This window comes from Acidovorax sp. GW835-FHT14G06, from assembly GCF_058793595.1.
Window position 1 is genome coordinate 220,186 of record NZ_JBXAGA010000008.1, and the last position, 17,739, is coordinate 237,924.

Annotated in this window: 19 protein-coding genes and 1 pseudogene; 13 read left to right on the forward strand and 7 right to left on the reverse strand. The window is 64.4% G+C overall.

What is annotated here, in order from left to right:
• Positions 1-6: 6 nt before the first annotated feature.
• From AC1Q64_RS16135 to AC1Q64_RS16165, 7 genes are all read left to right on the forward strand, one after another.
• Positions 7-1,011, forward strand: coding sequence for a Bug family tripartite tricarboxylate transporter substrate binding protein (locus tag AC1Q64_RS16135; RefSeq protein WP_291434231.1), 1,005 nt, complete (start codon positions 7-9; stop codon positions 1,009-1,011).
• A gap of 35 nt (positions 1,012-1,046) precedes the next feature.
• The gene (locus AC1Q64_RS16140) at positions 1,047-1,976 is read left to right on the forward strand and encodes an amidohydrolase family protein (RefSeq protein ID WP_492252039.1); all 930 of its coding nucleotides are present in this window, start codon (positions 1,047-1,049) and stop codon (positions 1,974-1,976) included.
• A gap of 4 nt (positions 1,977-1,980) precedes the next feature.
• A complete protein-coding gene (gene ligA, locus AC1Q64_RS16145; RefSeq protein ID WP_291434235.1) occupies positions 1,981-2,421 on the forward strand; it encodes a protocatechuate 4,5-dioxygenase subunit alpha in 441 nt (146 codons plus the stop codon).
• 2 nt (positions 2,422-2,423) lie between these two features.
• On the forward strand, positions 2,424-3,290 hold the full coding sequence (locus tag AC1Q64_RS16150) for a class III extradiol dioxygenase subunit beta (protein ID WP_492252040.1): 867 nt from the start codon (positions 2,424-2,426) through the stop codon (positions 3,288-3,290).
• 15 nt (positions 3,291-3,305) lie between these two features.
• Positions 3,306-4,259 carry a Gfo/Idh/MocA family oxidoreductase gene (locus tag AC1Q64_RS16155; protein WP_492252041.1) on the forward strand — a complete coding sequence of 318 codons (954 nt, stop codon included), beginning with the start codon at positions 3,306-3,308 and terminating at the stop codon, positions 4,257-4,259.
• 234 nt (positions 4,260-4,493) lie between these two features.
• A complete protein-coding gene (locus AC1Q64_RS16160) occupies positions 4,494-4,919 on the forward strand; it encodes a GIY-YIG nuclease family protein (protein ID WP_492252042.1) in 426 nt (141 codons plus the stop codon).
• A complete protein-coding gene (locus tag AC1Q64_RS16165; RefSeq protein ID WP_492252043.1) occupies positions 4,916-5,386 on the forward strand; it encodes a hypothetical protein in 471 nt (156 codons plus the stop codon). Before AC1Q64_RS16160 ends, AC1Q64_RS16165 begins: the two co-directional genes overlap by 4 nt.
• Positions 5,387-5,414: 28 nt before the next feature.
• Here the strand turns inward: AC1Q64_RS16165 and AC1Q64_RS16170 are convergent, their stop codons facing one another.
• Together AC1Q64_RS16170 and AC1Q64_RS16175 are read right to left on the reverse strand one after the other, a co-directional pair.
• Positions 5,415-6,023 (reverse strand): ATP-dependent Clp protease proteolytic subunit, encoded by a 609-nt coding sequence (locus AC1Q64_RS16170; protein WP_492252044.1) that lies wholly within the window; start codon positions 6,021-6,023, stop codon positions 5,415-5,417.
• 81 nt (positions 6,024-6,104) lie between these two features.
• On the reverse strand, positions 6,105-7,421 hold the full coding sequence (locus AC1Q64_RS16175) for a flavin-dependent oxidoreductase (protein ID WP_492252045.1): 1,317 nt from the start codon (positions 7,419-7,421) through the stop codon (positions 6,105-6,107).
• A gap of 252 nt (positions 7,422-7,673) precedes the next feature.
• Between AC1Q64_RS16175 and AC1Q64_RS16180 the strand changes: the two genes are divergently transcribed.
• Positions 7,674-7,889 (forward strand): hypothetical protein, encoded by a 216-nt coding sequence (locus AC1Q64_RS16180; RefSeq protein WP_492252046.1) that lies wholly within the window; start codon positions 7,674-7,676, stop codon positions 7,887-7,889.
• On the opposite strand, the pseudogene AC1Q64_RS16185 reads toward AC1Q64_RS16180, so the two are convergent.
• Positions 7,889-8,062, reverse strand: a pseudogene (locus tag AC1Q64_RS16185) (IS30 family transposase); the annotation flags it as partial. The gene AC1Q64_RS16180 and the pseudogene AC1Q64_RS16185 sit on opposite strands and share 1 nt — an antisense overlap.
• A 101-nt stretch (positions 8,063-8,163) precedes the next feature.
• Here AC1Q64_RS16185 and AC1Q64_RS16190 point away from each other — a divergent pair.
• The 4 genes from AC1Q64_RS16190 to AC1Q64_RS16205 all read left to right on the forward strand — a co-directional run bounded on the left by AC1Q64_RS16190 (position 8,164) and on the right by AC1Q64_RS16205 (position 11,310).
• On the forward strand, positions 8,164-8,589 hold the full coding sequence (locus tag AC1Q64_RS16190) for a DUF4279 domain-containing protein (RefSeq protein WP_492252047.1): 426 nt from the start codon (positions 8,164-8,166) through the stop codon (positions 8,587-8,589).
• Positions 8,590-8,734: 145 nt separating this feature from the next.
• On the forward strand, positions 8,735-9,562 hold the full coding sequence (locus tag AC1Q64_RS16195; protein ID WP_492252048.1) for an RNA polymerase sigma factor: 828 nt from the start codon (positions 8,735-8,737) through the stop codon (positions 9,560-9,562).
• A 61-nt stretch (positions 9,563-9,623) separates the two neighbouring features.
• The gene (locus AC1Q64_RS16200) at positions 9,624-10,232 is read left to right on the forward strand and encodes a YdeI/OmpD-associated family protein (protein WP_492252049.1); all 609 of its coding nucleotides are present in this window, start codon (positions 9,624-9,626) and stop codon (positions 10,230-10,232) included.
• Positions 10,233-10,290: 58 nt separating this feature from the next.
• Positions 10,291-11,310 (forward strand): aldo/keto reductase, encoded by a 1,020-nt coding sequence (locus AC1Q64_RS16205; protein WP_492252050.1) that lies wholly within the window; start codon positions 10,291-10,293, stop codon positions 11,308-11,310.
• A gap of 78 nt (positions 11,311-11,388) precedes the next feature.
• Here AC1Q64_RS16205 and AC1Q64_RS16210 read toward each other — a convergent pair whose 3' ends face one another.
• Positions 11,389-12,288, reverse strand: coding sequence for an OmpA family protein (locus tag AC1Q64_RS16210; RefSeq protein WP_492252051.1), 900 nt, complete (start codon positions 12,286-12,288; stop codon positions 11,389-11,391).
• A 104-nt stretch (positions 12,289-12,392) separates the two neighbouring features.
• Positions 12,393-12,770, reverse strand: coding sequence for a DUF4398 domain-containing protein (locus AC1Q64_RS16215; RefSeq protein WP_492252052.1), 378 nt, complete (start codon positions 12,768-12,770; stop codon positions 12,393-12,395).
• Positions 12,771-13,142: 372 nt separating this feature from the next.
• Between AC1Q64_RS16215 and AC1Q64_RS16220 the strand changes: the two genes are divergently transcribed.
• Positions 13,143-14,246, forward strand: a complete 1,104-nt coding sequence (locus tag AC1Q64_RS16220; RefSeq protein WP_492252053.1) for a mechanosensitive ion channel family protein — start codon at positions 13,143-13,145, stop codon at positions 14,244-14,246.
• 275 nt (positions 14,247-14,521) lie between these two features.
• Here the strand turns inward: AC1Q64_RS16220 and gap are convergent, their stop codons facing one another.
• Both gap and tkt read right to left on the reverse strand, forming a co-directional pair.
• The gene (gap, locus tag AC1Q64_RS16225; RefSeq protein WP_492252054.1) at positions 14,522-15,520 is read right to left on the reverse strand and encodes a type I glyceraldehyde-3-phosphate dehydrogenase; all 999 of its coding nucleotides are present in this window, start codon (positions 15,518-15,520) and stop codon (positions 14,522-14,524) included.
• A 91-nt stretch (positions 15,521-15,611) separates the two neighbouring features.
• Positions 15,612-17,699, reverse strand: a complete 2,088-nt coding sequence (gene tkt / locus AC1Q64_RS16230; RefSeq protein WP_492252055.1) for a transketolase — start codon at positions 17,697-17,699, stop codon at positions 15,612-15,614.
• Positions 17,700-17,739 lie beyond the last annotated feature (40 nt).

Genomic DNA, 17,739 nt, shown 5'->3' on the forward strand with positions numbered 1-17,739 from the left:
CTCTCCATGCGTTGTTCCGTGTCTCCCGTCTCCCTCTCCCGCCGTGCAGGCCTGGCTGTGGGCCTGGCCGCTGCCTTGGGCTGTGTGCCCCAGATCGCATCGGCGCAGGCGTTTCCGTCCAAGCCCGTGCGCATCATCACGCCGTTCCCCGTGGGCGGTGGCCCGGACGGTGTAGCCCGCCTCGTGGCCGATAAGCTGTCCAAGAGCTGGGGCCAACCCGTGGTGGTCGAGAACCGCCCCGGCGGCAACGGCTTCATCGCCATCGATGCGTTCAAGCGCGGCGCCAAGGACGGGCATGACCTGATCGTGCTCGACAACGTGCATCTGGCCGCCTACCCCAGCCTGTTCAAGAAGCTGCCGTACGACACGGCCAAGGACTTCGACACGCTGCTGCCGCTGTTCAAGACCTATTTCTTCTTCACGGTGGCCGCCAACAGCAAATACAAAACCGTGGGCGACATCGTGGCCGACGCCAAGGCCAACCCCGGCAAACTCAACTACGGATCCTGGTCCATCGGCAACCCGGTGCACCTGGGCTCCGAGCTGTTCGAAAGCGCGACCGGCACGCAGATGGAGCATGTGCTCTACAAAGAGACCACGCAGCTCTACACCTCGGTCTCCACCGGCGAGCTTTCGTTTGCGCTGGGCAGCGCCGCCACCGCCGGGCCGCTGCAGCGCGCGGGCAAGCTGCGCTTTCTGGCCGTCACTGCGCCGCAGCGCCTGGCCAGCTTTCCGGATGTGCCCACCGTGGGCGAATCGGGTGGCCCCAAGGGCTTTGAGGTGACCGGCTGGAACGCCATCGCCGTGCCGCCCGGCCTGCCCGCAGCGGTCACCGACAAGATCCGCAAGGACATCGAGCAGGCCCTCGCCGGCGCCGATGTGCAGGAAAAGTTCAAGAGCTTTGGCTACGAGCCCTTCCCCACCACCCGAGCGCAGTTCGCCCAGTTCGTCAAGGACGAGAGCCAGCGCTTTGGCGAGGTGATCAAGAAGGCCAACGTGTCCCTCGACTGATCCGCGCCACCCCAAGCAACCAAGGACCCAAGCCCATGAGCGAATTCACCAAGACCCCTGGCTGGTTGGACTGGTACGCCGGCCCCAGCAAGCCCCGCTTTCAGGTGCCTGCAGGCGCTGTGGACGCGCACTGCCATGTGTTCGGCCCCGGTGCCGAGTTCCCCTACGCGCCCGAGCGCAAGTACACGCCCTGCGACGCCAGCAAGCACCAGCTGTACGCGCTGCGCGACCACCTGGGCTTTGCGCGCAACGTGGTGGTGCAGGCCACCTGCCACGGGGCCGACAACCGCGCCATGGTCGATGCGCTGGTCCACTCCGGCGGCAAGGCGCGTGGCGTGGCCACCGTCAAGCGCTCGGTCACGGACGAAGAGCTGCAGGCCATGCATGACGCTGGTGTGCGCGGTGTGCGCTTCAACTTCGTCAAGCGCCTGGTGGACTTCACGCCCAAGGACGAGCTGATGGAGATTGCCGCACGCATCCACAAGCTGGGCTGGCACGTGGTGATCTACTTCGAGGCGGTGGACCTGCCCGAGCTGTGGGACTTCTTCACCGCACTGCCCACCACCGTGGTGGTGGACCACATGGGCCGCCCCGATGTGAACAAGCCTGTCGATGGGCCTGAGTTTGAGTTGTTCCTCAAGTTCATGCGCCAGCACCCCAATGTGTGGAGCAAGGTGAGCTGCCCCGAGCGCCTGTCTGTGACCGGTCCCAAGGCCCTGAACGGTGAACAGAACGCCTACACCGACGTGATTCCGTTTGCCCGCCGTGTGGTGCAAGAGTTTCCCGACCGTGTGCTGTGGGGCACCGACTGGCCGCACCCCAACCTCAAGGACCACATGCCCGACGACGGCCTGCTGGTGGACTTCATTCCGCACATCGCGCCCACGGCCGAGCTGCAGCACAAGCTCCTGGTGGACAACCCCATGCGCCTTTACTGGCCCGAAGAAGTCACTGTGGAAGACTGACACCATGTCTCTTGATAAACCCTACCTGGACGTGCCCGGCACGACCATCTTTGACGCCGAGCAAAGCCGCAAGGGCTACTGGCTCAACCAGTTCTGCATGAGCCTGATGAAAGCCGGCAACCGCGAGCGTTTCAAGGCCAACGAACGCGCCTACCTGGACGAGTGGGCGATGACCGAAGAGCAGAAGCAGGCTGTGCTGGCACGCGACCTCAACTGGTGCATCCGCCTGGGCGGCAACATCTACTTTCTGGCCAAGATCGGCGCCACCGATGGCAAGAGCTTCCAGCAGATGGCGGGCAGCATGACCGGCATGACCGAAGAGGAATACCGCAACATGATGATCAACGGCGGCCGCTCGGCCAACGGCAACCGCGTGATCGGCGAAGACGGCGATGCCCAGGCGCACCGCCAGCCGCAAGGTGCGGCGGGCAAGAAAGGAAACTGACCATGGCCAAGATCACCGCCTCCGTGTTCACGTCGCACGTGCCTGCCATTGGCGCCGCGCTGGACCTGGGCAAGACGCAGGAAGACTACTGGAAGCCGCTGTTCGCGGGCTACGACTTCTCCAAGCAATGGATGAAGGACAACAAGCCCGACGTGATCTTCCTGGTCTACAACGACCACGCCACGGCCTTCAGCCTGGAGATGATCCCCACGTTCGCCATCGGCACGGCCGCGCAGTTCCAGCCCGCCGACGAGGGCTGGGGCCCCCGCCCCGTGCCTGTGGTGCAGGGCCATCCGGACCTGGCCGCGCACATTGCGCAGTCCGTCATCCAGCAGGACTTCGATCTCACCATCGTCAACAAGATGGACGTGGACCACGGCCTCACGGTGCCACTGTCGCTGATGTGTGGCGAACAGCATCCGCAGACCGGCGCCTGGCCCTGCCCAGTGATCCCGTTTGCCGTCAACGTGGTGCAGTACCCCGTGCCCAGCGGCCGCCGCTGCTACAACCTGGGCCAGGCCATCCGCAAGGCGGTAGAGAGCTACGACGAAGACCTGAACGTGCACATCTGGGGCACGGGCGGCATGAGCCACCAACTGCAGGGCCCGCGCGCAGGCCTCATCAACAAAGAGTTTGACAACGCCTTCCTCGACAAGCTCATCAACGATCCCGAGGCCGCCGCCAGCATCCCGCACATCGACTACGTGCGCGAAGCGGGCAGCGAGGGCATCGAGCTGGTGATGTGGCTCATCGCGCGCGGTGCCATGGACGATGTGGCCGGAGGCAAGCCACCGAAGCTGGCGCACCGCTTCTACCATGTGCCCGCGTCCAACACCGCCGTGGGCCACCTGATTCTTGAGAACACGTAAAAGGACACACACACCATGACCATCAAAGTCGCACTCGCAGGCGCTGGCGCCTTCGGCATCAAGCATCTGGACGGTATCAAGAACATTGACGGCGTCGAAGTCGTCTCCCTCATCAGCCGCGACCTGGCCAAGACCCAGGAAGTGGCGGACAAATACGGCATCAAGCACGTCACCACCGACCTGAAGGACAGCCTGGCGATCAAGGAGGTGGACGCCGTCATCCTGTGTACGCCCACGCAGATGCATGCCAGCCAGACCCTCGCCTGCCTGGAAGCGGGCAAGCACGTCCAGGTCGAGATTCCGCTGTGCGACGTACTGGCCGATGGCGAGAAAGTCATCGCCCTGCAAAAGCAGACGGGCCTGGTGGCCATGTGTGGCCACACCCGCCGCTTCAACCCCAGCCACCAGTACGTGCACCAAAAGATCACGGCGGGTGAGTTCAACATCCAGCAGATGGATGTGCAGACCTACTTCTTCCGCCGCACCAACATGAATGCGCTTGGCCAGGCCCGCAGCTGGACGGACCACCTGCTGTGGCACCACGCTGCCCACACGGTGGACCTGTTCGCTTACCAGGCGGGCAGCCCCGTCGTCAAAGCCAACGCCATCCAGGGCCCCATCCACCCCACGCTGGGTATTGCGATGGACATGAGCATTCAGCTCAAGGCCGCCAACGGCGCCATCTGCACGCTGTCGCTCTCGTTCAACAACGACGGCCCGTTGGGTACCTTCTTCCGCTATATCGGCGACTCGGCCACGTACATCGCGCGCTACGACGATCTGGTGAATGGCAAGGAAGAAAAGATCGACGTGAGCAAGGTGGATGTGAGCATGAACGGCATCGAGCTGCAGGACCGCGAGTTCTTCGCCGCCATCCAGGAGGGCCGCGAGCCCAACGCCAGCGTGGCACAGGTGCTGCCCTGCTATCAGGTGCTGCACGACCTGGAGCTGCAGCTCAACGCAGGCTGATTGCAAGCCAAATCGGCCGGTAGCGCCGATATGTAATGCGCCTGAAGCTATCAAAGTGATAGCTTCAGGCGCTGGCGGGCTGGCGCACTACAATGCGCACCACAGGTGCTGAGGGGCGCCTGCCCGCACAAGAGGCTCTCACCCTCACGTCACCGTCTTGCTGTAGACCTGACAGACCTTTGCTTTTATCGGCCCTTTGCGGGAAGGGCCGGTTGTGCAAACCAGGAACCTGTCATGGAAGCTCCATCCTCTCTTTCCGAATCGTCCTCCCACATCCCGTCAGCCGCGCTGAACGCCACGGCGCCGCTTGCGCCCCGTGGCGAGCGCAAGCGCGAGCTGCTGCGCCACTACAAGGACAACCCGCCCGATGCGGGCGTGTACGCCATCCGCTGCACGGCCATCGGCCACGCTGGCGTGCAGGTGCACGCGTCCACGAACGTAGCCGGCGCCATCAACCGTGCCCGGTTTCAGCTGCGCATGCGCAGCCACACCGACAAACGCCTGCAGCAGCAGTGGCAGCAGCACGGCGAGGCTGCGTTCAGCTTTGAGTTGCTGGACGTGCTCAAACGCCGCGAGGACGCCACCGAAGCCCAGCGGCGTGAAGACCTGGCTGCATTGCTGGCGCTGTGGCGCGAAGAGTTGGGTGTGGACGCTGCATGAGCACCACCTCCACACCGCTCGACGAACTCAAGACCCGTGCGCGCATCGCACTCAATGTGGCCCGGCGTGCCGGTGACCACGACGCCAAACTGCGCTATTGCCTGAACGACGCCGCGCGGCACGCGGGGTTTGTGCACTGGGACTATGCGCGCACCGTACTGGGCGGCTTTGCGCGGCCTGGGGATGACTTTGGCACCTTCTGGCACGCCGCGCGCACGGGCATCCTGCTCAACCAGTGGTTCGCCACCCATGCCGAAGCCCGCGCGGTGCACGCGCAAGACCCCGGCGCCTTCGTGCTGCCCTACCGGCGGCAGTGCATGCTGGTGCAGGCAGAGTTTGTGGCAGAGCTGGGCGTAGACCCGCAGGACCCCGCATGGGCCGCGCTGGGTCACGACCTGGTGGCCGGTTATGGCGGCCCGGCCTGGGTGCGGCTGGTGGGGTTGCGGCTGGCGCAGATGCGGGCGTAGCGCAGCCAGCACCCGTCTCAGCGAGGCGTCAAAGCGCGCGCAGCTCGGCCTTGTGCTCGATGATGCGCGACACCAGGCCGTAGTCCACAGCCTCCTCGGCCGACAGCCAGTGGTCGCGCTCGATGTCGGCCAGCACCACGTCCAGCGGCTTGCCCGTCTGCCGGGCGATGGTGTGTGCAATGCGTTCACGGGCCTTCACGATCTCGCGTGCCTGGATGGCGATGTCGCTGGCCGGGCCGCCTGCGCCCCCGCTGGGCTGGTGGATCAGAAAGCGCGTGTTGGGCAGGCAGAACCGCCGCTCGCGCGGCGCAGCCAGGTACAGGTGTGTGGCCGCGCTGCCCACCCAACCGGTGCCGATCATGTTCACCGGCGCGCTGATAAAGCGCACCAGGTCATGCATCGTGTCGCCCGACTCCAGGTGCCCGCCGGGCGAACTCACCAGCAGGTCGATGGGCTCGGCGCTCTCGGCATCCAGCGCAATCAACCGCCGCGCCACATCGGCGGCCAGGGTGTCGGTGATGGTGCCGAAGACCAGCAGGGTGCGCGCCTTGAAGGCTTTTTCTTCCAGGTAAGAGGTGCGCGGCTCGGTGCTGTGGGTAGAGCTGGAAGGGGCTGTGGGGGTGTCCGGTGTGTCCATGGAGGCTAGTCCTTTTTGAGAGATGGGACTGCCTTGACGAACGAGACACGCCGGGCGTGACATCAGATCGTCAACACGTTCTCAGCCCATGGCCACGCGCTGCCCCGGCGCGATGGTGGGCGGCGCCGCATTCAGTGTCTCGATCGCAAATCCCGCCGCCGCCTTGTACCGGGCCATGAAGCCCTCGCGCTCCTCGCGTGGAAGCACGTCGTCGATGTGGTCGAACACCCCACCGCAGCGCTCATCCACCAGCCCCAGCAGGCCAAAGGGGCCAGAGCCCCGGTTGCGCAGCACCAGGGCTGAAATGTCTTTGCACAGCTTGTCGTCGTAGGCGCGCAGTGCCTGCGGGCCCACGCCATGTGCAATGAGCTGCGCGCCCAGCACGCGCGCATCCACAATCGCCTGGCTCGCACCGTTGGAGCCCACGGGGTACATCACATGCGCCGCATCGCCCAGCAGTGCCACGTGGCCATCCACCCAGGTGGGCACCGGGTCGCGGTCGATCATGGGGTACTCAAAAATATCCTTGGCGCCGCGCAGCATGGCGGGCACGTCCAGCCAGCTGTAGTTCCAGCCCTCGAAGTGGTGAGCGAACTCCTCCAGGGCCACGCGCCGGTTCCAGTCGCCCTGCTGCCAGCCGCCCTGATTGTCCACCGTGATCTCTGCGATCCAGTTGATGGTGGCCAGGCCCGTGTCCGGATCGGGCGGCGTGATGGGGTAGAACACCACGCGGTGCCGCAGCGAGCCCACGCCCACAAACGAAGCGCCCGTGCGTACCGGCACTCCTGGCGTGGTGCCCCGCCACATGATGGCGCCACCCCACTGGATGGGCGGCTGCGCGGGGTGCATCTGCGCCCGTACGGCCGAGTGCAGGCCATCGGCCGCTATCAGCAGCGAACCTGCCACTTCGCGTTTCGTGCCGTCGCGTGTCTCGACGATGGCGGTGACGCCGTTCGCATCCTGCCGGTAGCCCACCACCCGTTGCCCCAGTTGCACGGCGTCGTCGCCCAGGCGGGCTTTGACGGCGTGGTACAGCATCATCTGCAGCTGTCCCCGGTGCACCGAATACTGGGGCCAGTGGTAGCCCGCCTCCAGGCCGCGCGGCTCGGCGTACACCTCGTTGCCGTTGCGGCCCACCAGCGCCCATTCACGCGCCTGCAGGCCAATGGTGTCCAGTACATCGTTGCCAAACCCCAGGTCGTGCAGCTCCCGCACGGCATTGGGCTGCAGATTGATGCCCACGCCCAGCGGCTGAAGCTCGGACACCGATTCAAAGACGATGCAGGGCACGCCGATCTGGTGCAGGGTGAGGGCAGTGGCCATGCCGCCGATACCGCCACCGGCGATCAGCACGGGGCGGGGGGAAGAGGTGTTTGAAGTAGTAGGTGCGCCAGACATGCCGAGATTGTCCATGCAACGGCGGTTAGAGCCTGTCACTGATGCCGCAGGCGAATGGGGCGGATGGCGGATGGCTTGGTGCTGCCGGCTGCGCCAGTACAGCCAGACTTGTCAGGCGCAGACATATACATATGCTGCTCAGAACAAAGGGCTGCCCCGTATTGCAATCGCTGGGTTGTGCCTCTGGACGAGTGCTATCGGCCATTACCTGCCGCTGGCTGATGCCGTTCAACTCGACCAGAATAAGCCGCTATGACCAAGTATCAAGTCGCAATAATTCTGCTCATATTTGCCGTTGTGCAGTTAGTCATGGCGATAAAGATCGCCAGGCTAAGCAAGCGAAATTCTTCAGAAAAATCTGCGCAACTCGATGTAGAAATTGACCGTTTAAATGCAATTAGCAAGCGTATTCAGGTGGCGGCTTTCAGCGCACTTCTTGTTTGGCTGGGAATTCAATACTTCGCATAGCGACGTCTTTCTAGAGGCCTAATGCCACCTGTCTTCACCAAGATGTTTTGGATCGAGGTGTGTGGCCGGTCAAACAGCTGGCCTATCTGGTGCAGCGTCCAACCTTCCTTCCAGCGGTCCCACATCAGCGCCTTTTGGCTGTCGGTGTAGTAGTTTCGTGTCCGATACTTCATTTGCAACACTCCGTCTGCTTACGCAGTTATCAGTGTGTTGCATCGACCGGTTGAATGCGCCGCCAACAGCGGTCCTTCATCAATCTGAATAGACTTCACTGATGGCACATCTTGAACGGTCTGTGGCAACGTTGCGCATCATGGGCGACGAGCTTGTTCCAGAGGAGATCTCAAGACTGCTAGGAGCGGTGCCAACGTCAGGTCATGCAAAAGGGCATCATCTCCCGCCAGGTCCTTCGGGGCGCATAGTCACGAGGAACTCCGGCGTGTGGCGTCTAAGCGCGAAGGAGACCAAGCCTGAAAATTTGAACTGGCAGGTCTCTGAGTTGCTTGGTCAACTTACGTCAGACTTATCAGTCTGGAGCAGCATTAGGGCTCGGTTTCGCGTCGACTTGTTCTGCGGTTGGTTTATGTGCAGTGGAAATGAGGGGGTAGCGATTTCACCCGAGACCATGGTCGCGCTGGGGCAGCGCGGCATTCAGTTGTCAGTCGATATCTACGGGCCTGAAGCTCTGGAGGAGGTCTAGGCTGCCCCGTCAATGTCAGCTATGGAGCAACTGTTAGGACTGCAACGGGCCCAACCCCGTCCTTCGAATCAACGCCAGATCCCTGTATTCGACCATCAACTTCTGGCCTAGTCTGCTTTTGGTCAGCCTGTGGCACCATGATCCGATGCGAAAAGACGAACACGCCGCATCGCTCTTAGACGCCAGCCGCAGTGCCCTGATCCGCGCCGCCACGCGCCTGCTGGGCCCAGCCGATGCTGAAGACGCCGTGCAAGACGCCTACGTGCGCGCGCTGGAGGCCAATGTCCCTGCGCTCAATGCGGCCCAGGCCTGGTTGCTGACGGTGGTGCGCAATCTGGCCATCGACCGCTTGCGGCGGCGCCAGTGGATGGCGCAATGGCTGGCTGAAGCCATGCAGACCGCACCCGGCGATGTCGCTGGCATGGTCGCACCATCGGCTGAGGCTGATGCGGCTCTTGCTCAGCAGGCAAGGCTGGCGCTGCGGGTGCTGGCAGAGTGTGTGACTCCCGCAGAGGGCGCTGCGGTGCTGCTGCATGCGGTTTTCGACGCCAGCCATGCCGAGCTGGCGCAGGCCAGCGGTCGGTCTGAAGCGGCCAGCCGCCAGCAACTGCACCGCGCCTTGCAGCGCCTGCGGCAGGCTCAGGAGGGTGGCGAATCGCGCGATGAGCCCAACGACGCCAACGCTGCTGTGCTGCGCCTGTACCTGCAGTCGCTGCAATCGCGAGACCCGCAGACGCTTTGGGCCCTGCTGCGCCAGCCGCCCGGCAGCGCTTTCGGCACCCATGGTGCTGTGAGGGCATTGCAGTCAGTGATGCCCTTGCCGACGGTTTCCCCACACGCGCCCGCCACAGTGAGTGGCGTGGTGCAGGTGGGCGGGCAGCTGGGGCTGGTGCTCACGCTGGATGGGGTGATGCTCTGCATAGTGCCCCTGGGGCCGCGCGCCGAACAGGCGCAAGACTCCGTGGTGGCCTAAGCCGCACACCTGCAGTGGCAGCGGTCAGGAAGTGGCACGACGGAAGGACGGTTGCAGCACCATGACTCAGCACTTCACGCCCACCTTCTTCGCCACCCCGCAGGCTTTCCGCCAATGGCTGGAGCGCAATGCGGCCAGCGCGCCAGAACTGCTGGTGGGTTTTCATAAAGTGGGCTCGGGCCGCCCCAGCATGGGGTGGTCGGAATCGGTGGATGAGGCCTTGTGTTTTGGCTGGATCGATGGGGTGCGGCGGCGCATTGACGAGGACACGTATTCGATTCGCTTCACCCCGCGCAAGCCTTCGTCCATCTGGAGCGCGGTCAACATCGCCAAGGTGGAACAATTGCAGGCGGCCGGCCGTATGACGCCTGCTGGCCTGGCCGCCTTCGCGCACCGCAAGGCAGACAAGTCGGCCATCTACTCGCACGAGCAGGTGGGGGTGGCCGAGCTGCCACTGGCGCTGCAGCGTGCGTTCCAGCGCAACAAGGCCGCGTGGCGGTACTTTCAGGAATCCACACCGCCCAGCTATCGCAAGGGGATGCTGCACTGGGTCACATCCGCCAAACGCGATGCGACCCGGGAAGCGCGGTTTGCGCAGCTGGTGGCAGCCTGTGCTGCGGGCGAGCGCATTGCGTTGTGGGCGAAGCGGCCCTCGGCGGAAAAGACTTAGGCCTGCCTCCAAGCCCGAGCCACCCGGTGGGTTGGCGCGCTTGCCGTAAGCTCGCGGCATGCAACAAAGAAACCTTGGACCTTTCTCCGTCTCGGCCATCGGCCTGGGCTGCATGAACCTGTCGCACGCCTATGGCGCCCCGGTGTCTGCCGAGCAGGGCGAACGCGTGCTGCTGGCCGCGCTGGATGCAGGCGTGACGCTGTTCGACACCGCCACGCTGTACGGCTTTGGCGCCAACGAAACATTGGTGGGCCGTGTGCTGAAGCAGCATCGCAGCCGTTTCACCCTGGCCAGCAAATGCGGCATGCAGGGCGTGGACGTGAATGGTGACGGCAAGCTGGTGCGCGTGATCGATGGTCGGCCCGCCACGCTGCGCCAGACCTGCGAAGACAGCCTGCGCCGTCTGCAGACCGATGTGATCGACCTGTACTACCTGCACCGCTGGGACAAGAAGGTGCCCATTGAAGACAGCGTCGGCGCACTGGCTGATCTGGTGCGCGCGGGCAAGATCCGCAGCATCGGCCTGTCGGAGGTGTCTGCTGCCACGCTGCGCAAGGCACACGCGGTTTATCCCATTGCTGCGGTGCAGACCGAGTATTCGCTCTGGACGCGCAACCCCGAGATCGCCGTGCTGGACGCCTGCCGCGAACTGGGCGCGGCCTTTGTGGCCTTCAGCCCCGTGGCGCGGGGGTTTCTGTGTGGCGATCTGCGCGATGTGAGTGCGCTGGATGCCAAGGACATCCGCCGTGCCATGCCCCGTTTTGCGCCCGAAGCCTATGCTGCCAACCTGAAGCTGCTCGATGGCTATCAGGCCATTGCGCGCGATGTGGGTTGTACCCCCGCCCAGCTGGCGCTGGCCTGGCTGCTGCACAAGGCAGAGCACATCATCCCCATCCCCGGCACCACCAGCGTGGAGCACCTGCATGACGACCTGGGGGCTGCCAGCGTGTGGCTGGATGCGGCCACCATGGCGCGGCTGGATGCGCTGATCAACGAGCGCACGGTGGTGGGCCACCGCTACAACGCGCAGAGCGCGAGTGAGGTGGATACCGAGACGTTTGAAGACCGCGCGGCGTAAGCGGCGCGGTCTTTGTGGGCGTCAGTGCGGATTCACTGCCGCTTCACCACGGCTTGATGGTGGGATTTTTGTGGGGCGTCAACGGCCGCGCAAGTTGCCCTTGTCATCGGCAATCACGATCTCCACACGGCGGTTCATGGCGCGGCCTTCGGGCGACGCGTTGTCCGCCACCGGGTGGGCCTTGCCGTAGCCGCGTGCGTTGATGCGACTGCTGTCGACGCCGCGCTGCACCAGCGCGACACGTACGGCCTGGGCGCGGCGGTCTGACAGGTCCTGGTTGTAGCTGTCGCCCCCCACGCTGTCGGTGTAGCCCTCGATCAGCAACTTGCGGTCCGGGAACTGCTTGAGGAAGTTTGCCAGCTTGTCCAGGCGCGGGCCTGCCTGGGCCGACAGATCGGCCTTGTTAAAGGCAAACAGCACATCGCCCAAGGTCACCAGCAAGCCGCGCTCGGTCTGCTGGGCTTCGAGTTCGCGCACACGGTCTTGTGCAGCATTGGCCTGGGCCATGGCGGCTGTGGCCTGCGCTTGCTGCTGGGCTGCGCGCTGCTCGGCGCTCATCGCCTGCTGTTGGGCCTGTTGCGCGCGCAGACGGGCGGTGTCAGCCTCTTGGGTGCGAGCCTGCAGGCGAATGCGGTCCGCTTCGCCGCCTGCTTGCTGGATGTTGGCATCGAGCTGGCGCGCACGGGCCGCGTTGGTGGCGATCTCGGCGCGTTGGCGGGCGATGTACGCCAAGTGGTTGGTCTCGGATGTGTCGTGGTCGTCGGCCCACACGCGGTCAGCCTTGGCGAGTGCGTCGGTGGCCTGCTTCAGTTCGAGCTGTGCGTATTGGTTCACGGCGGGGTCTCCGGCAGCGGTGCTCACTGCGGTGCGTGCCTCTTCCAGTGCGGGCGATGGCGTGGTGCTGGCGCATGCGGCCAGCAGGCCAACGGCAATCAGGCTGGTGCACAGGGCGGTAGTGCGATGAAAAAAGCGGTGCATGGTCAGGTGTTCCTTGAAGTGGGGGTGGGGCAATCGCGGGGCCTCAACGGTGTGGTGCCTGAGGCGAAGCCAAGGGGCGCTATGGCCCCATGTTTGGCGCTGGCTTAGCGGGGCGATCGGCGGTTGATTTCTTCTTGCAGTGCGCGGATACCGTCTTGCACTTGGGCGAGGTTGGCGGCATTGCTGGCCGCGTCTGCGCGGGTCTCGGCCACGCGGGCATCTACCTCGGCCTCAGCGGCCAGGCGGCGTGCTGCCACATAGTCCTTTTCGGCCATCGCTTTTTCGGCCTGCATCAGCTTCTCGCGTGCTTGCTGCAACTGCACGGGGGCACTGGTGGTTACAGCCGGGGCAGCCGCCACGCGGTTGACGGTGGTGCGGGTGACCGCCATCTGTTCGGTGGGCGCCGGGGTGGATGAACAGGCGGCCAGTGCGCCCAGTGCGAGTGCTGCTGTGGCGGTACGGATCAGTGCGGATGAATGCATGGTGTGGTGGACTCCTCTGGAGGTGGTTGGGTAGGCCGTACCGACGCATCGGGCGGGCCACCAGGGGGTTCTGGTGTTGATGCATTGTTGGGGCCCGACCTGCAAGCAGGCGTAGGCCCTGCCTCTGTATTGCTGTGGGGTATGTCTTACGAACACTTGCAAACAAGGCGTCCACCATCTGCGTGAAGGAGAGTGACTTGTTGCCTTCGGGAACTCTCATCCCACCCAGGTCTCGATCAATGACAGCACGCGCACTCATCGTGTAGCTGCGGGTGCTGGCCACCCGTACGCCAAGGCCCATGGCCGGGCCCCTGCGGGGTGCCGCGCACGCCTTCCCCATCACCACTGCACTACGAAGAGGAGAGTTACTGCATGCCACCATCCACCTTTTTCACCTGGGTCCAGGAGACCACCTTTGCGGGCGTGCCGCTATGGAGCCTGTGCGTGGCCCTGGCGGCGGCTGTCGCCACCTACGCAGCCATCCTCGTGGTGCTGCACTTGCTGACCCGGCGCGCGAAGGTGTGGGCCACGCAGTCGCACAGCGGCATGGCGCTGACCCTGGTGGATGTGCTGGAAGGCACGAGCCGCACGCTGATGCTGGTGGTGGCGCTGCTGGTGGGCGCAAGCCTGCTCGACCTGCCGGGCCGCTGGGAGAGCCGCTTGAGCCAGCTGTGGTTTGTGGCCGTAGCGCTGCAAATGGGCTTGTGGGGCATGCGTGCCATTGGCATCGGCGTGCGCCGCTATGTGGAGCGGCACTCGTCCAGTGGCATGACACAGGTCAGCGCTTCGGCCACGCTCATGTCGTGGGGGCTGCGCACTCTCCTGTGGAGCGTGGTGCTGCTGGCCATCTTGTCCAACGTGGGTGTGAACATCACGGCTTTCATCGCCAGCCTGGGGGTGGGTGGCATTGCCGTGGCGCTGGCGGTGCAGAACATTCTGGGCGACCTGTTCGCATCCCTGGCCATTGCGGTGGACAAGCCGTTTGAGGTGGGCGACTTTATCGTGGTGGGCAGTGTGTCGGGCACGGTACAGGTGATTGGTCTCAAGACCACACGCATCCGCAGCCTGCAGGGCGAGCAGATCGTGATGTCCAACACCGACCTGCTCAAGCAGACCATCAGCAACTTCCGCATGCTGGAGCGGCGGCGCATTGTGTTCACCTTCGGTGTGGCTTATGACACCACCCCCGAGCAGGCCGAGGCCATTCCGGGTGTGGTGCGCAAGCTCATCGAAGCCCACCCGCAACTGCGTTTTGACCGTGCGCACTTCAAGGCGCTCGGCGCCAGCTCGCTCGACTACGAGGTCGTCTACATCGTGGAAGACCCGGCCTACAACCTCTACATGGACCTGCAGCAGTCCATCAACCTGGGGCTGCTGCGCGAGTTCAAGGCCATGGGCGTGGAGTTTGCTTTCCCCACCCGCACGGTGCACATTGCCAGCGCGCCGCCACAGGCGTCTGCCGCTGCCATGCCCTGAGGCGGGGCGAGCCACCGCCAACGCGCAGACGAAAAAAACCGGCGGCCTTTGCAGGCGACCGGCTTGAACAGGGTAGTTGCTTTTGGGGATCCTTTGCACGCATCACCGCGCCGTGTGCATCTGTGGTCTCGGGCGGTCTGCTGCGTTGCAAAGGCTCGCAATAGCTGGGCTATTGCTGTGCTCTGCTCCTGGCAGCCCCTCCCGATCCGCAGAGCGCACTTTCCGCTCGATTCGTGCAGAGGATCCCTCGCGCTTTTTCAACTTCCCAAAAAAGCTTACTTGGCGACCACGCGCACCATTTCCAGGCACTTGTTCGAGTAGCCCCATTCGTTGTCGTACCAGCTCACGACCTTGACGAAGGTGCCGTCCAGCGCGATGCCGGCGTCGGCGTCAAAGATGGACGTGCGGGTGTCGCCACGGAAGTCGGTGGCCACCACCTTGTCTTCGGTGTAGCCCAGCACGCCCTTGAGCGCGCCTTCGGACTGGGCCTTCATCTCGGCCTTGATCTCTTCATAGGTGGCAGCCTTGTCCAGTTCCACCGTCAGGTCGACCACCGACACGTCGGAGGTGGGCACGCGGAAGGACATGCCGGTCAGCTTCTTGTTCAGCGCGGGAATCACCACGCCCACAGCCTTGGCTGCGCCAGTGCTGGAGGGGATGATGTTTTCCAGGATGCCACGGCCGCCGCGCCAGTCCTTGTTCGAAGGGCCATCCACGGTCTTTTGCGTGGCAGTGGCTGCGTGCACGGTGGTCATCAGGCCACGCTTGATGCCCCACTTGTCGTTCAGCACCTTGGCCACGGGGGCCAGGCAGTTGGTGGTGCACGAGGCGTTGGAGATGATGGCCTGGCTTGCGTAGGTGTCGTGGTTCACGCCAAACACGAACATGGGGGTGTCGTCCTTGGAAGGAGCCGACAGGATGACCTTCTTGGCGCCAGCATCAATGTGCTTTTGCGCGGTGACCTTGTCTAGGAACAGGCCGGTGGATTCGATCACGACGTCGGCGCCGACTTCGTTCCACTTCAGGTTGGCGGGGTCGCGCTCTTGCGTCAGGCGGATCTTCTTGCCGTTGACGACGAGGGTGTTGCCCTCGACCGAGACTTCGCCCTTGAAGCGGCCATGCACCGAGTCGTACTGGAGCATGTACGCGAGGTACTCGGGCTCCAGCAGGTCGTTGATGCCCACGACTTCGATGTCGCTGAAGTTCTGGATGGCCGAGCGCAGCACGTTGCGGCCGATGCGGCCGAAGCCGTTGATACCAATCTTGATCGTCATAGGGTGCCTCTTCAAAGTTGCAAAGTCGAAATCAGGAATCTGCCGGGGCGCACCCACTGCTGCAGCGGGCGTGCAGCGGGCGGGAGGGGACTCAGTGGGCCTTGGCCTTTTTGGCAGGCTTCAGGCGTGCAGCGCCGATGGCGACCAGCACTGCATCGGCCACGTTTTCTTCGGTGAAGCCAAAGTGCTTGAACAGCACGGGCGCAGGGGCCGATTCACCGTAGGTGTCGATGCCCACCACGGCAGCGCAGCCGTACTTCCACCAGCCGTCGGTCACGCCCATTTCCACGGCCACGCGGGGCACGCCGGCGGGCAGCACGCTGCTCTTGTACTTGGCGTCTTCGCGGTCGAAGGTGGTGGTGCTGGGCATGGAGACCACGCGCACGCCGATCTTCTTGTCGGCCAGCAGGCGCTGGGCCTTGAGGGCCAGCTGCACTTCGGAGCCGGTGGCCATGATCACGGCTACGGGCTTCTTCTTGATACCCACGTCGGCAGGCTCGCTCAGCACGTAAGCGCCACGCGAGATGTCGCCCAGATCGCGCTTGGGCGCGTAGGGCAGGTTCTGGCGCGACAGGGCCAGCACGGTGGGCTTGTCGCGGTTGCTCAGGGCCACGCTCCAGGCCACGGCGGTTTCGGCCGTGTCGGCTGGGCGCCAGACGTCCAGGTTGGGGATCAGGCGCAGGCTGGCCACGTGCTCGATGGACTGGTGCGTGGGGCCGTCTTCGCCCAGGCCAATGGAGTCGTGCGTGAACACGTGGATCACGCGCTGCTTCATCAGCGCGGCCATGCGGATGGCGTTGCGGCTGTAGTCGCTGAACGTGAGGAAGGTGCCGCCGTAGGGGATGAAGCCGCCGTGCAGTGCCACGCCGTTCATGATGGCGGCCATGCCGAATTCGCGCACGCCGTAGTTGATGTGGCGGCCGCCGATCTTCTGGCCGTTTTCCAGCGTGGTCTGCACCACGTTACCCTGCATGTCAAAACGCAGGTTGGGTGTGCTCTTGGTGTTGGTCAGGTTGGAGCCGGTCAGGTCGGCGCTGCCGCCCAGCAGTTCGGGCAGCGCAGCGGTGAAGGCTTCCAGGGCCAGCTGGCTGGCCTTGCGGCTGGCTACGGTCTCGCCCTTGGTGTGCGCGGCCACTACGGTGTCCACGGCCACTTGCGCAAAGTTGGCGGGCAGGTCGCCCTGCATGCGGCGGGTGTATTCGGCAGCCAGCTCGGGGAAGGCTGCGCTGTAGGCCGCAAAACGTTCGTTCCAGGTAGCCTCAGCGGCGGCGCCTGTGGCCTTGGCGTCCCAGCCAGCGTACACCTCTTCAGGGATCACGAAGGGCTCGCTGGTCCAGCCCAGGGCTTCGCGCGTGAGCTTGATTTCTTCGGCGCCCAGAGGTTCGCCGTGGGCCTTGGCCGTGTTCACGCGGTTGGGGCTGCCCTTGCCGATGTGCGTCTTGCACACGATGAGCGTGGGGCGCTCGGTCTGCTTCTTGGCTTCTTCGATGGCCGCGGCCACCTTGTCAGCATCGTGGCCGTCGATGGGGCCAATCACGTTCCAGCCGCTGGCCACAAAACGCAGGGGGGTGTTGTCGGCAAACCAGGGCGCGACCTGACCGTCGATGCTGATGCCGTTGTCGTCGTACAGGGCGATCAGCTTGTTCAGCTTCCAGGCGCCCGCCAGGGACACGGCTTCGTGGCTGATGCCTTCCATCAGGCAGCCATCGCCCAGGAAGGCGTAGGTGTGGTGGTCCACCACGGCATGGCCTTCACGGTTGAACTCGGCGGCCAGCAGCTTTTCAGCCAGCGCAAAGCCCACCGCGTTGGTGATGCCCTGGCCCAGCGGGCCGGTGGTGGTTTCCACGCCAGGGGTGATGCCCACTTCGGGGTGGCCTGCAGTCTTGCTGTGCAGCTGGCGGAAGTTCTTCAGCTCGCCGATGGGCAGGTCGTAGCCCGTGAGGTGCAGCAGTGCGTACAGCAGCATGGAGCCGTGGCCGTTGGAGAGCACAAAACGGTCGCGGTCAAACCACTGGGGGTTGGTGGGGTTGTGCTTGAGGTGGCGGCTCCACAGCGCCACGGCCATGTCGGCCATGCCCATGGGGGCGCCCGGGTGGCCGGAGTTGGCTTGTTGAACGGCGTCCATGGCCAATGCGCGGATCGCATTTGCCATCTGTTGGGATTGCTGGGTGTTGGCCATGGGGGGAGGGTTCAGGGTGGGTGAGTCGGGGGAAACCCGG

Excerpts from the sequence above, each read along its gene's own strand:
- AC1Q64_RS16135 (WP_291434231.1), top strand. The coding sequence starts at position 7 with ATGCGTTGTTCCGTGTCTCCCGTCTCCCTCTCCCGCCGTGCAGGCCTG.
- AC1Q64_RS16140 (WP_492252039.1), top strand. The coding sequence starts at position 1,047 with ATGAGCGAATTCACCAAGACCCCTGGCTGGTTGGACTGGTACGCCGGC.
- ligA (WP_291434235.1), top strand. The coding sequence starts at position 1,981 with ATGTCTCTTGATAAACCCTACCTGGACGTGCCCGGCACGACCATCTTT.
- AC1Q64_RS16150 (WP_492252040.1), top strand. The coding sequence starts at position 2,424 with ATGGCCAAGATCACCGCCTCCGTGTTCACGTCGCACGTGCCTGCCATT.
- AC1Q64_RS16155 (WP_492252041.1), top strand. The coding sequence starts at position 3,306 with ATGACCATCAAAGTCGCACTCGCAGGCGCTGGCGCCTTCGGCATCAAG.
- AC1Q64_RS16160 (WP_492252042.1), top strand. The coding sequence starts at position 4,494 with ATGGAAGCTCCATCCTCTCTTTCCGAATCGTCCTCCCACATCCCGTCA.
- AC1Q64_RS16165 (WP_492252043.1), top strand. The coding sequence starts at position 4,916 with ATGAGCACCACCTCCACACCGCTCGACGAACTCAAGACCCGTGCGCGC.
- AC1Q64_RS16170 (WP_492252044.1), bottom strand. The coding sequence starts at position 6,023 with ATGGACACACCGGACACCCCCACAGCCCCTTCCAGCTCTACCCACAGC.
- AC1Q64_RS16175 (WP_492252045.1), bottom strand. The coding sequence starts at position 7,421 with ATGTCTGGCGCACCTACTACTTCAAACACCTCTTCCCCCCGCCCCGTG.
- AC1Q64_RS16180 (WP_492252046.1), top strand. The coding sequence starts at position 7,674 with ATGACCAAGTATCAAGTCGCAATAATTCTGCTCATATTTGCCGTTGTG.
- AC1Q64_RS16190 (WP_492252047.1), top strand. The coding sequence starts at position 8,164 with ATGGCACATCTTGAACGGTCTGTGGCAACGTTGCGCATCATGGGCGAC.
- AC1Q64_RS16195 (WP_492252048.1), top strand. The coding sequence starts at position 8,735 with ATGCGAAAAGACGAACACGCCGCATCGCTCTTAGACGCCAGCCGCAGT.
- AC1Q64_RS16200 (WP_492252049.1), top strand. The coding sequence starts at position 9,624 with ATGACTCAGCACTTCACGCCCACCTTCTTCGCCACCCCGCAGGCTTTC.
- AC1Q64_RS16205 (WP_492252050.1), top strand. The coding sequence starts at position 10,291 with ATGCAACAAAGAAACCTTGGACCTTTCTCCGTCTCGGCCATCGGCCTG.
- AC1Q64_RS16210 (WP_492252051.1), bottom strand. The coding sequence starts at position 12,288 with ATGCACCGCTTTTTTCATCGCACTACCGCCCTGTGCACCAGCCTGATT.
- AC1Q64_RS16215 (WP_492252052.1), bottom strand. The coding sequence starts at position 12,770 with ATGCATTCATCCGCACTGATCCGTACCGCCACAGCAGCACTCGCACTG.
- AC1Q64_RS16220 (WP_492252053.1), top strand. The coding sequence starts at position 13,143 with ATGCCACCATCCACCTTTTTCACCTGGGTCCAGGAGACCACCTTTGCG.
- gap (WP_492252054.1), bottom strand. The coding sequence starts at position 15,520 with ATGACGATCAAGATTGGTATCAACGGCTTCGGCCGCATCGGCCGCAAC.
- tkt (WP_492252055.1), bottom strand. The coding sequence starts at position 17,699 with ATGGCCAACACCCAGCAATCCCAACAGATGGCAAATGCGATCCGCGCA.